Consider the following 14,500-nt stretch of genomic DNA (forward strand, 5'->3'; position numbering starts at 1 on the left):
TCTACTGCAACCGGCCTACTGACCAGCGGTGTTGCGACGACCCCTGGAATCCGCCCACTCCGGAGGGGCCCTTCTGCGTGTCGGGGTCAGCGCTCGACGACGGTGCCCTCGATGACCGCCGGGCGGTCGGCGGGCTCGGGGTGCACCTGGGCCGGGCGGGTGCTCTGCACCCGGACCGGGCCGCGGGCGCGGTCGGGCAGCCGGTTCAGCACCGCCCGGGCGATCAGCGCCCGGGGCAGCTTGCGGGTCCCGGGCAGCAGGCAGAGCAGGCCCAGGAGGTCACCGAGGAACCCGGGCAGGATCATCAGCGCTCCCCCGGCGGCGATCAGCCCGGCGTCGCCCAGCGCGGTGCCCGGGGCGCGGTGCTCCTGGGCCCGCAGCCGCAGCTCGGTGAGCGTCTTTGTGCCCTGCTTGGCCAGCAGCACCCAGCCCAGTGCGCTGGTCACCAGCGCGGCCAGGATGGTCCAGCCCACCCCGATCCAGGCGGCGACGGCGATGAACACCGCCACCTCCGCCAGGGCACCCAGGCCCAGCAAGGTGCGCAGTCGGCTCGTCATGTCGGTCCTCCGGTTCGCGTTCGGGCCGGCACGGGTCGGGGCACTCGGCCGGGCAGCCGATCGGCCACCCGGTCCAGCAGGCCCCACCAGGTCACCCGGGCCAGTGCTTCCCCAACGATCGAGGAGCTCATCTTGCTCCTGCCGGCCGTGCGCTCGCTGAAGGTGATCGGCACCTCGACCACCCGGGCCCCGCTGCGGACCGCCCGCCAGGCCCAGTCGACCTGGAAGCAGTAGCCCTGGCTGGCCACCTCGTCGAAGGGCAACCGGGCCAGCAGGTCGGCCCGGGCGGCCCGGAAACCACCGGTCGCGTCGGTGAGCGGCAGGCGCAGGACGCGCCGGGTGTAGACGTTGCCGATCCGCGAGATCGCAAGCCGGTGGGCCGGCCAGTTCTCCACCCGGCCACCGGGCACGTACCGCGAGCCGAGCACCAGGTCGGCGTCGGCGAGGGCGGCCAGCAGGTCGGGCAGCTGCTCGGGCGGGTGCGACCCGTCGGCGTCCATCTCGACCACCACCGGCCAGCCGTGCTCGCGGGCCCAGCGGAAACCGGCGACGTAGGCCGGCCCCAGGCCCGCCTTGGCGGTGCGGTGCAGCACGTGCACCCGCTCGTCGGCGGCGGCCAGCCGGTCGGCCAGCTCGCCGGTCCCGTCGGGCGACCCGTCGTCGACGACCAGCGCGTGCGCGGTGGGGACGGCCGCGTGCAGCCGGGTGAGGACCGCCTCGAGGCTCTCGATCTCGCAGTAGGTCGGGACGACGACCAGCACACCGTCGGCGGGGGCGGTCACCGGGCGGCTCGGCGGGTGCGGATCCCGCCCGCCACGACGGCCAGGAAGGCACCCAGCCCGAGGACGGTGAGGGCCACCTCGGGCCAGACCCCCACCCGGGCGGCGACCGTCGTCCCGTCGCGCTGGGCGATGTCCTCGACGAACGTGGCCGGGGTGAACAGGTCCGAGCTGCGGACCAGCGAGCCGTCGGGGGCGATGACCGCGCTGATGCCGCTCGTCGAGGCCATCACGACCGAGCGGCCGAACTCCACCGCGCGCAGCCGGCCCATGGCCAGCTGCTGCGGGCTCTCGTCGGAGAAGCCGAAGGTGGCGTTGTTGGTCTGCACCACGATCATCGTGGCGCCGCCGTCGACCACGTCGCGCACCAGTCCGTCGTAGGCCACCTCGAAGCAGATGACGTCGCCGACCGTGGTGCCGGCCATGTCCAGGGTGCCGATCTCGGTGCCGGCGCGGAAGTCCGCGCGCACCAGGTCGACCTTGTCGCTGAAGAACCGGAAGAACGAGCGGGCCGGCACGTACTCGGCGAGCGGGACCGGGTGCCGCTTGACGTAGGTCTCCCCCGGGCCGGTCTCCGGGTCCCACACGATGGCGGTGTTGGAGATGAACCGGCCCGGGCCGCTGACCACGGCCCCGACCAGGATGGGGGCACCGATCGCCTGCGCGGCGCGGTCGATCGCGGCGGCGGCGTCGTCGTTGAGGTAGGGGTCGATGTCGGAGCTGTTCTCCGGCCAGATGACCAGGTCGGGCTGGGCGACCTCCCCGGCGGCCACCTGCACGGCCAGCGCCTGGGTCTCGCTCACGTGGTTGTCCAGCACGGCCCGGCGCTGGGCGTTGAAGTCCAGGCCGGCGCGGGGCACGTTGCCCTGCACGACCGCGACCGTGCGGGTCGGCCCGCCCTCGGTCAGCGACCCGCCGGCCAGCGGCAGCGCGGCCGCGGTGCCCACCACCGGGACGGCGAGCGTGCCGACGACGGCGAGGGCGGCTGCGCGCAGCGACCGGGTCCGGCGCTCGGCGGCCGAGCTGTCCCGCCACGCCCGGGCCAGCGCCAGGCCGGCCGCGGCCAGCAGCGTGCCGGTGAGCGCGACGGCGAAGCTGACCAGCGCGACCCCGCCGTAGGCGGCGAACGCGGTGAACGGGCCCTCGGCCTGGCTGAAGCCCAGCCGGCCCCACGGGAACCCGCCCAGCGGCCACCGGCCGCGCAGCGCCTCGTCGCCCACCCACAGGGCCGCGGCCCACAGCGGCCAGCCGCGCAGCCGGGCGGTCACCGCCAGCGCGCCGCCCAGCAGCGCGACGTAGAGCGCCTCGGTGACCGACAACGCCAGCCAGGGGAAGGACCCGACGTAGATCCCGGTCCAGGACAGCAGCGGCACGAAGAACGCCAAGCCGTGGACCAGGCCCAGCCACAGCCCGGCCCGGAACCGGACACCCCGGGTCGCCAGCGACAGCGCCGCCGGACCGAGCACCGCGAGGAAGGAGAGGTCCCAGCCGGGGAAGGCGAAGAACAGCGCCGCTCCCCCGGCGGCGGCCAGCAGGGTGCGCAGCACCATGCCGGGGCGGCGACGCGGTGGGTCCGCGGCTGGGAGGTCGCGGTCCACCGACTCGATCACCGTCACGCCGCCCAGCATCCCACCCGGTGCCGACGGGATGGCGCAGCTGCCGCCGGCAGCGGCACCCCGGCCTTCGGGCCGGCGGTCCGGGCGACTGGCTGCGTCCGGTCCCGCCGTTGTCTGGTGGCGCGGGGTGCCGCCCGGCGGTCCGACCGACCTCGCCCTTGACCAGGACCGGCGGCAGGATCGCGATGGTGCGACGGGGGAACACTAGGGAGCCCGGGACCCGTCGCACAGGTCATCGGGTCACCTGCGGCAGGGCGTTACCAGATCGTTACGTGTCACTCACGCTCGGTGGTCCCGGCCAGGGGGACGACGAGCGTCGCCGTCGCCTCGACCACCCGCAGCGGCTCGGCCAGCACGTCGGCCGCCGACGGGCCGCGGTCCGGGGCGGCCCGGGCGACCACGTCGGCCCAGCAGCGCAGGGTCCGGGACCGCCGGCCGACGGCCACCACCTCGCAGGAGGCCTCCAGCACGTCCCCGGCCTGCACCGGGGCCAGGAACCGGATGTCGGAGTAGCCGGCGAGCAGGCCCTCGTCGGCGTCCCCGACGATCGCGACCTCGGTGGCCACGTCGCCGAACAGGCCCAGGGTGTAGGCGCCGTCGACCAGCGAGCCGCCGTAGTGGGCGTGCGCGTAGGGCACGTAGCGGCGGTGGGTGACGGTCAGTCCGACGGTGGCGGTCACGCGGGGACCTCCTCGGGGATGAGGGCGGAGACGAGGTAGGAGGCCACCTCGCCGGGGGTGGTGCCGCGGCCGAAGACCTTGTCGACGCCGAGCTCGCGTGCCATCGCCGGGTCGAACCGGGGGCCGCCGACGACGAGCAGCGGCCGGTCCTCCCCCATCGCCTCGCGGAACGCGCCGGCCAGCTCGCGGGTGTTCCGCAGGTGCGCGTCCTTCTGGGTCACGACCTGGCTGACCAGCACGGCGTCGGCGCGGGCGGCGCGGGCCTGGCCGACCAGCTCGGGCACGGTGACCTGGGCACCGAGGTTGGCGACGTCCATCTCCCGGTAGTACTCCAGGCCCTTCTCCCCCGCGAAGCCCTTGAGGTTGAGGATCGCGTCGATGCCGACGGTGTGCGCGTCGGTGCCGATGCAGGCGCCCATGACCACGAGCTTGCGGTGCAGCCGGCTCTTGATCGCCCCGTTGACCTCCGCCGGGCTCATCAGCGGGTAGTCGCGCTCCTCGACCTCGACGGCGTCCAGGTCCACCAGGTGGGTGACCGACCCGTAGACGACGAAGAACGTGTAGCCGGTGCCGATGCCGTGGCTGTGCACCACCATCGCCGGGCTGATGCCCATCTTGGTGGCCAACTGCAGGGCCGCGCCCTCGGCCCTGGGACCGGGCGGCACGGGCAGGGTGAACGACGTCTGCACCATGCCGTCGCCGGTGGTGTCGCCGTACGGCCGGACGATCGAGCTCATCGGGATCCCTCCAGCAGCGCGGCCTGCATCAGCTCGGTGGCCGGGTCCAGGTGGTCGGCGTCCTTGACCACGACGCCGTCCAGGCCCTTGCCGCGGTCGGCCGGGCGCTTGGTGATGCCGAAGGTGCCGGCCGCGATCGAGGGCAGCAGGCCGTCGGCGGTGATCCGCTCCAGGAGCGCCACGGCCTCACCGAGCACGGTGTGCGCCCGGGTGTCGATGAACCCGCCCGGCGGCGGGGCGAAATCCTCGCCCAGTCCGCCGGCGGCGTCCAGCACGTAGCGCACGTTGCGCAGCGCCAGGTCCCGGTCGCTCAGCCAGGGGGTGACGACGGCCTCGGTCATCATGCCGACCAGCAGGATCGACTGGCCGGTGAGCATCCCGGCCAGGTTGAAGAACCCGTCCAGCAGGTAGCCGCCGAACACGTCGCCGGTCATGTGCTTGGTCGGCGGCATCCACTTCAGCGGGGCGTCGGGGAACAGCGAGCGGGCCAGCATCGCGTGCGCCAACTCCAGCCGGAAGGACTCCGGGACGGCGGGGTTGATCTCGAAGGCGTGGCCCAGGCCCAGCTGCCAGTCCTCGAGCCCGGCCTCCCGGGCGAACCGCTCGTTGAGCAGCTGGCTGACCGTGACGGTGTGCGCCTCGTCGACCGCGTCGGCGGTGGTGAGGTAGTTGTCCTCGCCGGTGTTGATGATGATCCCGGCGCGGGCGTGCACCATCCGGCTGAACCGCTGGTCGACGAAGGTGCGGATCGGGTTGATGTCGCGGAAGAGGATCCCGTACATCGCGTCGTTCAGCATCATGTCCAGCCGCTCGAGGCCGGCCAGCGCGGCGATCTCGGGCATGCACAGCCCCGAGGCGTAGTTCGTCAGCCGGACGTAGCGGCCGAGCTCCGCGCTGACCTCGTCGAGGGCGGCCCGCATCAGCCGGAAGTTCTCCTGGGTGGCGTACGTGCCGGCGTACCCGGTGCGGGTGGCGCCCTCGGGCACGTAGTCCAGCAGCGACTGCCCGGTGGACCGGATGACGGCGATGACGTCGGCACCGGCCCGGGCGGCGGCCTGGGCCTGCGGGATGTCCTCGTAGATGTCGCCGGTGGCCACGATGAGGTAGATCCAGGGACGGCGCGGCGGGTCGCCGTGGGTGGCCACCAGGTCCTCCCGCCGGCGGCGGGCGTCGTCCACCCGGCCCAGGCCGGCGCCGACGGCGGCCAGTGCGGCCTCGCGGGCCTGCTCGTGGGCGGCACCGGTGGGCAGCTCGAAGCGGGCGGTGCCGGCCCCGACCTGCTCGGCGACGTCCTGCAGGCTCGCTGCCCGCCCGGAGGCGATGGCGTGCCAGACCGGCAGCGCGACGCCCGAGGCCAGCCCGACCTGGTCGCGGACGGTGTCCACCACGCGGTTCACCCAGGGGATCTCGCCCTCGCCGGTGACCGGGTCGGTGCCCTCCAGCCCGGCCAGCCGCAGCACGGCCCGCTCGACGGAGACGGTGGTGTGCCGACCGGCCAGGTCGATGACCGGCTGGGCGGCCTGCTCGGCCAGCTCGCGGGCCCGGGTGACGAGCCCGGGGTCCAGGGTCAGTCGTGCGCTCACGGTGCTCCTCGGACGACGTCGCCGGACACCAGGAGGCCGCGGCAGGTGGGGCGGGCGCGCTCGGCGAGCACTCCGGACAGGGTCAGGTCGGTGGCCCAGAGCGCCAGGTGCGCCGGTGCGCCCACGGCCAGCGGGCCGTCGCGGTGCTCCGCGCGGGCGGCGTGCCAGCCGCCGTGGGTGGCGGCGTCGTAGGCGTCGAAGGGGCGCAGGCCGGCGCCGGGCGTGCGGTGGTCGACGGCGGCGTGCACGCCGCCCCACGGGTCCAGCGGGGTGACCGGCGCGTCGCTGCCCAGGGCGATGGCGACCCCGCCGTCGGACAGGTCGGCCAGCGGGTTGCAGGCCAGCGCCCGCTCCACGCCCAGGCGCTCGGCGTACATGCCGTCGTCCCCGCCCCAGGCGGCGTCGAAGGCCGGCTGCACGCTGGCGACCATCCCCCAGCGGCGCATCTCGTCGATCGCGTCGGTGGACACCATCTCGACGTGCTCCAGCCGGTGCCGGCACGCCCGGACGGCGTCACGGCCCAGCTGCTCCCCCACCGCGGCGACCGCGGCCAATACCTGGTCCACCGCGGCGTCCCCGATGCAGTGGAACCCGGCCTGCACGCCGGCGGCGGTGCAGGCCCGGACGTGCTCGACCAGCTGCGCGGTCTCGAACCGCAGCACGCCCGAGGTCTCCGGCCGGTCGGCGTAGGGCGTCGACAGCGCGGCGGTGTGCGAGCCGAACGCGCCGTCGCAGAACAGGTCGCCGCCGGCGCCGGCCAGCCCCAGCTCGCGGACGACGTCCAGACCGCCGCGCTCGGAGAGCTCGCCCCACCAGCCCAGCACCAGCGGACCCGGATCCTGCCGACTCAGCGCGAGCACGCCGGCCAGGTCCTCGGCGCTGGACACCTCGGGACCGGCCATCTCGTGCACGCAGCCGATGCCGAGGTCGGCGGCCAGGTCCAGGGTGGCCCGCTGCGCCGCGGCGCGCTGGACCGGGTCGACCGCGCCGTAGGCGACCTGGCGGGCGGCGTGGTGGGCGTCCAGCCGGAGCCGGCCGTCGGCGGCGAAGCCGGGCAGGCCGGTGATGCCGGGGACCCGGTCCAGCAGCGCGGTGGACACCGTCGCGGAGTGCACGTCGACCCGGGCCAGGTAGACCTGCCGGTCGCCGACGACGGCGTCCAGGTCGTGCCGGGTGAGCGCGCGGCCCTCGGGCCAGGCCGTCTCCTCCCACCCGGTGCCCAGCACGATGCCGGTGGGGTGCGCCGCCACGTGCGCGGCGACGGCGGCCAGCGCCGAGCGCAGGCTGTCCGCCCCGTGCAGGTCCAGCCCGGTCAGCGCCAGACCGGTGGCGGTGGCGTGCACGTGGGCGTCGACGAACGCCGGGGTCAGCAGAGCTCCCCCGCCGTCCAGGGTGCGGTCCGCGCGCGGCGCACCGGCGGCGGGCCCGACCCAGGCGATCGCGCCGTCCACGACGTGCACGGCCCGGCCGGCGGCGTCGCCCACGGTGACGTCGGTGACCAGCAGGCTCATGGGTGGACGCGCGGGTCGACCAGCGCCCGCACCCCGGCGTTGCGGCGGTACAGGTCCAGGGCCAGGGCGGCGTGCCCCGGCGTGTAGCCGTTCCCGATCAGCATCGTCACGTCCGCTGCCATCCCCTCGGCGCCCAGGGCCGCCGCCGGGAAGGAGGTGGCCATCGAGAAGAAGACCACGGTGCCCCCGTCCACCGTCGCGAGGACCGCCCCGTGCTCGGCGCCGGGCACGTCGACGCAGACGACGGTGACGTCGACGGGCTCGCCGAGGGCGGCCGCGACGGCCAGCGGGTCGGTGGCGTCGGCGACGACGACCTCGTGCGCGAGGTCGGCGGCCCGCAGGGCGGCGGCCTCCCGCTCGTCCCGGACGACGCCCACCACCCGGCGGGCGTGCGCGTCGCGGGCCGCGGCCACCGACAGGCAGCCGGACTTGCCCGCCGCGCCCAGGACGGCGACCGAGGTGCCGCGGCGGACCACCCGCTCGGTGGCTGCCGGCGCCCCGCAGACGTCCAGCAGGGCCAGCGCGACGTTCTCGGGCAGGTCGTCGGGCAGCACCGCGGCGATGGACCGGGCGAACAGCACGGCGGTGCCCTGCGCCGGGACCTGCTCGCCGTGGCCGTCCCAGCGCGCCAGGCCGTCGGTGATCCGCAGCGGGGTCAGGGTGAGCGACACCAGGGTGGCCACCCGGTCGCCGACCGCCAGGCCGAGCGGTGAGGCCGGGCCGACCTCGGCGACCCGGCCGATGAGCATGCCGCCCGAGCCGGTGACCGGGTTCTGCATCTTGCCGCGCTCGGCGACGATCGCCAGCACGGCGTCGCGCACCGCCGCGCCGTCGCCGCCGTGCGCCTCGTGCAGCTGCCGGTAGGAGGCGGCGTCGAGGTTGAGCCGCTCGACGTCGATGCGCACCTCGTCGGGGCCGGTGGGCGCGTCGGGGTCCAGCCGGCGGGCGGCCTGGGGCAGCACCCCGACCGGCTCCAGCACCCGGTGCACCCCGAGTGCCCGCTCCGTCGCCGTCCGCACCTGGTGCCTCCTCAGTCCTGCTCCGACCCGTCGGTGCAGAACCTATCGTGAAAGTCACGTTTCACCGAACGATCTCCCGTATGGTGTCGACGTCGCCACCGGAAGTGCCGGTTGCAGCTGGAGGTCGTCGTGCTGGAGCAGCCCTACGAGTACACCGCCCGTGAGCTGGTCGAACCCGACTGGCGGCGGCTGCCGGGCTTCGCCGACGTCACCGCGGAGCAGTGGCGCAGCGCCCAGTGGCAGCGCGTGAACTGCGTGAAGAACCTGCGCCAGCTGCGCGGGGTCTACGGCGACCTGCTCGACGAGACCTTCTACGCCGACGTGGAGGCCGACCAGGCCGGCCGGGCCACGATGTCGCTGCTGCTGCCGCCGCAGATGCTCAACACGATGGTGCCGACCGCGGTCCCCACGACCGCGGCGATGCTGGCCGACCCGGTGCGCCGCTACATGCTCCCGGTGGCGTCGGACCGGCTGCCCGGCGCGGCCGCCAGCCACCCGTACGCCGCCCGCGACTCGCTGCACGAGCACGAGATGTGGGCCGTCGAGGGCCTGACCCACCGCTACCCCACCAAGGTGCTCGCCGAGCTGCTGCCCACCTGCCCGCAGTACTGCGGCCACTGCACCCGGATGGACCTGGTCGGCAACTCCACGCCGGCGGTCACCAAGCTGAAGTTCGACCTCAAGCCGGTCGACCGGCAGGCCGAGATGCTGGCCTACCTGCGGGCCACCCCCGGCGTCCGCGACGTCGTGGTCTCCGGCGGCGACGTGGCCAACCTGCCGTTCAAGAACCTGGAGGCCTTCGTCGCCGGGCTGCTGGAGATCGACTCGGTCCGCGACATCCGGCTGGCCACCAAGGCCCTGATGGGGATGCCGCAGCACTGGCTGCAGGACGACGTGGTCGCCGGGATGACCCGCCTGGCCGGCACCGCCCGGGCCCGCGGGGTGTCGCTCGCCGTCCACACGCACGTCAACGCCGCCCAGTCGGTGACGCCGTTGGTCGCCGAGGCGGCCCAGGCGATGCTGGCCGCCGGGGTGCGCGACGTGCGCAACCAGGGCGTGCTGCTGCACGGGGTGAACGACACCGCCGGCCAGCTGCTGGACCTGTGCTTCGCGCTGCTCGACGGCGCCGGGGTCACGCCCTACTACTTCTACATGTGCGACATGATCCCGTCCGCCGAGCACTGGCGGGTGCCGCTGTCGGTCGCGCAGACCCTGCAGCACGACCTGATGGGCTACCTGCCCGGCTTCGCCACGCCGCGGATCGTCTGCGACGTGCCCTACGTCGGCAAGCGCTGGGTGCACCAGGTCGCTGAGTACGACCGTGAGCGCGGGATCAGCTACTGGACCAAGAACTACCGGACCGGGATCGAGCGCACCGACGAGGGCGCGCTGGACCGCCGCTACACCTACTACGACCCGATCCACACGCTCCCCGAGGCCGGGCAGCGCTGGTGGGCCGACCGGGCCGTGGACCCGGTCGCCGCCGACGCGGCCGCCGTCGCCTCCCGCGAGGCGTCGGTCGCGCAGCTGGGCTGACCGGGGTAGGCAGGGTGGGTGGAGCTGCTGCGGACCCCCCGGCTGCTGATCCGGGCCTGGACGACGTCGGACGACGACCTGGCCCGGCTCGAGGACCTGTACTCCCGCCCCGAGGTGCTGCGCTTCCTGTCCGGACCGCCGTCGGGCGGGGTGGCGGCGCTGGTCGGCCGGTGGGACGCGGTGCACGCCGCCGACGGGCGAGCCGGGTGCTGGGCGGTGCAGCCGCTGGACGGCGGTCCGGTCGCCGGCACGCTGCTGCTCAAGCCGCTGCCGAACGGGGTGGGTGAGTTCGAGGTCGGCTGGCACCTGCACCCGGACAGCTGGGGCCGCGGGTACGCGACCGAGGCGGCCGGCGGCGTAGTGCAGCGGGCCTTCGAGGACGGGCTGCCCGAGGTGTACGCGGTGGTCCGGCCCGGCAACGAGCGGTCGGTCGCGGTCTGCCGGCGGCTGGGGATGGACCCGCTGGGCCGCACCACCCGCTGGTACGGCGTGGAGTGCGAGGCCTTCCGGCTCAGCGCCCCCGACGTCGTCGACTGACCAGCGGGGCCAGCAGGTACCGGACCTTCTGCAGCGGGGTGCGCTGCACCTTCACCGCGGTGCCGCGCACGTCGTGGATGTCCAGCTCGTGCGCCTCCGCGGGGGTGGGCGCGGTGCCGCCGAGGTGGGCGGGCTGCCACCACCGGTCGTCGTCGCCGGCGGGGACGTCGGGGTAGCTGCGCTGAGCCTCGTCGAGCAGCTGCTCCATCGCCGCCTGCGTGCGGCGCAGCAGGGCCTGCGGCTTCTCCCCCGGCGCCGGCACCAGCGGCTCGCCCAGGAGGACGGTGACGGGCACCCCGCGGCGCAGCACCACCTTGTGGTTCTTGGTGGCCACCCGGTGCCCGCCCCAGACGGCGGCCGGGATGATCGGCACCCCGGCCTGCACGGCCATCCGGGCGGCGCCGGCCTTGAGCTCCTTGACGGTGAAGGAGCTGGAGATGGTGGCCTCGGGGAAGACCCCGACCACCTGGCCGTCCTTCAGCGCCCGGACGGCGACGTCGAAGGCGGCGGCGCCGGCGGTGCGGTCGACCGGGATGTGCTGCATGGCCCGCATGAACGGACCGGCGAACCGGTTGCCGAACACCGAGGCCTTGGCCATGAACCGGACCATCCGGTGCTGCGGCAGCGCGACGTACTCGAGGTAGATGAAGTCGAAGTAGCTCACGTGGTTGCTGGCGATCACCGCGCCGCCGGCTGCCGGCAGGTGCTCGGTGCCGCGGACGTCGAACCGGAAGCCGAACAGCCGCAGCACGGCCAGACCCATCCGGACGACGAACCGGTAGGGCCGGTCGCGCGGGTCCGGGGAGGGTCCGAAGAGGTCGCGGCGGACGACGTCGCGCCAGCTGGCCGTGGTCATGGCCGGACCCTAACCGCCGGCGGCCCCGGATCCCCGGTCAGCACAGCGACAGCTGCTCGGGCCGGTCCACGGGCTCGACGACGACGGCCGGACCGGGCAGCGACCCGAACGGGAAGGACGCCGTCTCGTCGCCGGGCAGCCCGCCGATGCCGCGGGCCGCTCCCCCGCCGTGCCGGTCCAGCCCGTGGGCAGCCAGCAGCGGGGCGACCCGGGCCGACAGCCAGTCGCGGTACTCCGCGGGCAGGTAGGCACCGCGGCCGTAGAGCGACTTGTACCGGCTGACCAGCCGGGGGTGCTCCCGGGACAGCCACGCGGTGAACCACTCGCGGGCACCGGGCCGCAGGTGCAGCGGCACGACGGTGACCCCGGTGGCGCCGGCCGCGGCCACCGCCGCGATCGCCTTCTCCAGGTGCTCGCGCTGGTCGGTCAGCCCGGGCAGCACCGGGGCCAGGAAGACCCCGCAGGGCAGTCCGGCGTCCACGATCTGCCGGACCAGCTCCAGCCGCGCCCGCGGGGTGGGGACGCCGGGTTCCAGCGAGCGGTGCAGGTCGTCGTCCCAGATGGCCAGCGAGACGCCCATGCCGATCGGTACGTCCTTGCTCGCCGCGGCCAGCAGCGGCAGGTCGCGGCGGGCCAGCGTGCCCTTGGTGAGGATCGAGAACGGGGTGCCCGAGCGGGCCAGCGCCTCGATCACCCCCGGCATCAGCCGGTAGCGGCCCTCGGCCCGCTGGTAGGGGTCGGTGTTGGTGCCCAGCGCGACGTGCTCCCGCTTCCAGGACGGCCGGGAGAGCTCCCGGCGCAGCACGTCGGCGATGTTGGTCTTGACCACGATCTCCTGGTCGAAGTCCGCCCCGCTGTCCAGCTCGAGCCACTCGTGGGTCTTGCGGGCGAAGCAGTTGTGGCTCACGACGCCGTTGGCGATGAAGTCCCCGGTGCCCGTGGTGATGTCGTACATCGGCATCTCGACGCCGGTCGGCTCGACCGAGGCCACCCGGAGGTCGGCGTCGCTCGTGATGGCGATGCCGGCGACGGCGCACTTGCGCCGGATGGCCGGGTCGACCAGGTGGATGAACCGCATGTGCTCGCGGAGCCCTCCGCGGAGACGGACGTACTGCAACCCGCCCGGCCGGTGCCTGTCCTCGCGCACGGTGTCGAACCCGAAGGCCGAGAACGCCTCCTCGGTCCGGCTGAGCATCTCCTCGTCGCAGTTGGCGATCCTCAGGATGCCCGCGCTCCGGGAGCCCTCGGCGTCGAAGACGCCGGCGAGGAATCCTCGCCGCCACTCGTCGGTGAGCCGCTCCGGCCAGGCGACGAGCTCCGTGATCCGCTCGAAGTCACCCCGTCGCTGCGTCCGGATCGCGGTGATGGCCTGGCGCACCTCGGTCTGTGGGCTGAAGTCGAAGCGGTCGGTGCGGATGCCCTCCTCGGCCAGCATCTGCTGGGAGCGGTCCAGGGCCTCGACGTCGGCCAGGGCGAGCCGGAAGCGGTGCAGGACGCCGCGCTGGCCGTTGCGCCTGGTCGTCGCGTAGCGCTTGAGGTCGGCATCGCCCCGCACCATCCCGGTGAGGTATCCCCGCCGGTACCCGTCGGTGGCCTTGGGCGTCTCGGAGGTCTTCCCGAAGCCGAGCATCGAGTCGTTCGTCGTCAGGTGCGGCCGCCGGTCGCGGCCGGCTGTCGTCCCGGTGACGTGCTTCCAGCCGCGGCCGGTGAGGAACCGGTGATCGCCGCTGGCCACCAACTCGGTCCCGTCCTGGAGCCTCACCGTGTACCCGAGCTTCCGGGTGCTCCAGTGCGCCCGGACGTCGGTGGCGACGTAGCGACGGTAGGAGCCGACCACCTCGGTCCCGATGATCTGGTCCCCCACCCGCAGGTCGGCGATGCGGCGCGTACGCCCGTCCGCCATCAGCACCGCCGTGTCGCCCTCCAGGCAGTACACACACGCGTGCGAGCAGCCCCGGAAGGTGTTGACCGTGTAGGCGAACGGCATCGCGGAATCCTCGGGCACCTTGTTCAGCGCCGACTTCGCGCGGACCTCGTGCAGGGTCAGGCCGGGGAACTCCGGCACCTGCAGGCTGCGCAGCAGACCGGCCACCGTGGGCAGCCCGGGCAGCACCTCGGGCTCCACCAGGTCCAGCCGCTGGGCATCCCATCGCATGCACCCAGTCGAACACACGTTCGGCAGGCTGTCGATGTGCCGGGCCGGGCTGTGGACGAACTCCTGCTCAGGGTGGCGGCTCGCCGACGTCCAGCCGGCGGACCAGGCCGTCGTCCAGCGTCAGGGTGTGCAGCACGGTGGTGTCCGACAGCGGGTCCCCGTCGGCGTCGCGCACCACCTGGTGCACCGTCACGACCGCTGCCTGGTGGGTCTGCACCACGTGCAGCGGGACGACGGTGAACCGCACGTCCCGGCGCTGGTCGGCGAGGTGGCCGGCGACCGCGGCGGGGCCGCGCAGCCGACCGCCGGACCACGGCTCGGGCCAGTCCACCTGCGGGTGCAGCCGGGCCACCATCGCCGGCAGGTCGGCGGCCGACCAGTCGGCGTAGAACGCGGTGACGTCCAGGGAGCTCAGACCGGCGGCCGGTCCTCGTAGAAGGTGGTGAGCACGACCGTGGTCCGGGTGGTGACGTTGGCGGCGGCCCGGATCTCGGCGAGCAGGCCCTCCAGCGCGTCCGGGGAGGCCACCCGCACCTTGAGCATGTAGCTGTCGGGCCCGGCGACGGAGTGGCAGGCCTCGATCGCGGTGAGGTGCGCCAGCCGGGCGGGGGCGTCGTCGGGCTGGGCGACGTCGATGGGGGTGATCGAGACGAACGCGACCATCGGCAGGCCGACCGCCTTGGCCTCCACCCGCGCCGAGTACCCGGTGATGACCCCGCGCTGCTCGAGCCGGCGGACCCGCTGGTGCACCGCGGACACCGACAGGCCCACCTGGGTGGCCAGCTCGGTGTAGCTCGCCCGCCCGTCCCGGGCCAGCGCGGCCAGCAGGGCGCGGTCGACGTCGGCCCGGGGCTCGAGCTTGTCCAGCGGTTCGGCGGCCACCGGCTCAGCCCCCGAGGTCGGCGGGGACGGCGAGGTCGCTGGGGGTGCGCAC

General features: G+C 74.5%; 14 protein-coding genes. 2 read left to right on the forward strand and 12 right to left on the reverse strand.

Features of this window, described 5'->3' with window-relative positions:
• Positions 1–86: 86 nt before the first annotated feature.
• The 8 genes from UXQ13_RS18480 to kdd form a co-directional block, all read right to left on the reverse strand.
• Positions 87–557, reverse strand: a complete 471-nt coding sequence (locus UXQ13_RS18480; protein ID WP_225235768.1) for an FxsA family protein — start codon at positions 555–557, stop codon at positions 87–89.
• Complete coding sequence (locus UXQ13_RS18485; RefSeq protein ID WP_336392702.1) at positions 554–1,339, reverse strand: polyprenol monophosphomannose synthase; 786 nt, start codon at positions 1,337–1,339, stop codon at positions 554–556. Before UXQ13_RS18485 ends, UXQ13_RS18480 begins: the two co-directional genes overlap by 4 nt.
• Complete coding sequence (gene lnt, locus UXQ13_RS18490; RefSeq protein ID WP_336392703.1) at positions 1,336–2,952, reverse strand: apolipoprotein N-acyltransferase; 1,617 nt, start codon at positions 2,950–2,952, stop codon at positions 1,336–1,338. The genes UXQ13_RS18485 and lnt overlap by 4 nt, the downstream gene beginning before the upstream one ends.
• Before the next feature lie 275 nt (positions 2,953–3,227).
• Positions 3,228–3,632: a 3-aminobutyryl-CoA ammonia lyase gene (gene kal, locus UXQ13_RS18495; protein WP_225235765.1), complete on the reverse strand. Its 405-nt coding sequence runs from the start codon at positions 3,630–3,632 to the stop codon at positions 3,228–3,230.
• Positions 3,629–4,369 (reverse strand): lysine 5,6-aminomutase subunit beta, encoded by a 741-nt coding sequence (gene kamE, locus UXQ13_RS18500; protein WP_336392704.1) that lies wholly within the window; start codon positions 4,367–4,369, stop codon positions 3,629–3,631. Before kamE ends, kal begins: the two co-directional genes overlap by 4 nt.
• Positions 4,366–5,952, reverse strand: coding sequence for a lysine 5,6-aminomutase subunit alpha (gene kamD, locus UXQ13_RS18505; RefSeq protein WP_336392705.1), 1,587 nt, complete (start codon positions 5,950–5,952; stop codon positions 4,366–4,368). The genes kamE and kamD overlap by 4 nt, the downstream gene beginning before the upstream one ends.
• Complete coding sequence (locus UXQ13_RS18510) at positions 5,949–7,463, reverse strand: amidohydrolase (RefSeq protein WP_225235762.1); 1,515 nt, start codon at positions 7,461–7,463, stop codon at positions 5,949–5,951. Before UXQ13_RS18510 ends, kamD begins: the two co-directional genes overlap by 4 nt.
• Complete coding sequence (gene kdd / locus UXQ13_RS18515) at positions 7,460–8,482, reverse strand: L-erythro-3,5-diaminohexanoate dehydrogenase (protein ID WP_225235761.1); 1,023 nt, start codon at positions 8,480–8,482, stop codon at positions 7,460–7,462. The genes UXQ13_RS18510 and kdd overlap by 4 nt, the downstream gene beginning before the upstream one ends.
• A 111-nt stretch (positions 8,483–8,593) precedes the next feature.
• On the opposite strand from kdd, the gene UXQ13_RS18520 reads away from it, so the two are divergent.
• Positions 8,594–10,018 (forward strand): KamA family radical SAM protein, encoded by a 1,425-nt coding sequence (locus UXQ13_RS18520; RefSeq protein ID WP_225235760.1) that lies wholly within the window; start codon positions 8,594–8,596, stop codon positions 10,016–10,018.
• Positions 10,019–10,036: 18 nt separating this feature from the next.
• Positions 10,037–10,555 (forward strand): GNAT family N-acetyltransferase, encoded by a 519-nt coding sequence (locus tag UXQ13_RS18525; RefSeq protein WP_225235759.1) that lies wholly within the window; start codon positions 10,037–10,039, stop codon positions 10,553–10,555.
• Here the strand turns inward: UXQ13_RS18525 and UXQ13_RS18530 are convergent.
• From UXQ13_RS18530 to UXQ13_RS18545, 4 genes are all read right to left on the reverse strand, one after another.
• Positions 10,530–11,411 carry a lysophospholipid acyltransferase family protein gene (locus UXQ13_RS18530; RefSeq protein ID WP_225235758.1) on the reverse strand — a complete coding sequence of 294 codons (882 nt, stop codon included), beginning with the start codon at positions 11,409–11,411 and terminating at the stop codon, positions 10,530–10,532. The two genes, UXQ13_RS18525 and UXQ13_RS18530, sit on opposite strands and share 26 nt — an antisense overlap.
• A gap of 37 nt (positions 11,412–11,448) precedes the next feature.
• On the reverse strand, positions 11,449–13,566 hold the full coding sequence (locus UXQ13_RS18535) for an intein-containing Rv2578c family radical SAM protein (protein WP_225235757.1): 2,118 nt from the start codon (positions 13,564–13,566) through the stop codon (positions 11,449–11,451).
• A 67-nt stretch (positions 13,567–13,633) separates the two neighbouring features.
• Positions 13,634–13,981, reverse strand: coding sequence for a nuclear transport factor 2 family protein (locus tag UXQ13_RS18540; protein ID WP_336392724.1), 348 nt, complete (start codon positions 13,979–13,981; stop codon positions 13,634–13,636).
• Positions 13,978–14,448 carry an Lrp/AsnC family transcriptional regulator gene (locus UXQ13_RS18545; protein WP_225235756.1) on the reverse strand — a complete coding sequence of 157 codons (471 nt, stop codon included), beginning with the start codon at positions 14,446–14,448 and terminating at the stop codon, positions 13,978–13,980. The genes UXQ13_RS18540 and UXQ13_RS18545 overlap by 4 nt, the downstream gene beginning before the upstream one ends.
• Positions 14,449–14,500 lie beyond the last annotated feature (52 nt).

This window comes from Klenkia terrae, from assembly GCF_037083865.1.
GTDB lineage: Bacteria > Actinomycetota > Actinomycetes > Mycobacteriales > Geodermatophilaceae > Klenkia > Klenkia terrae.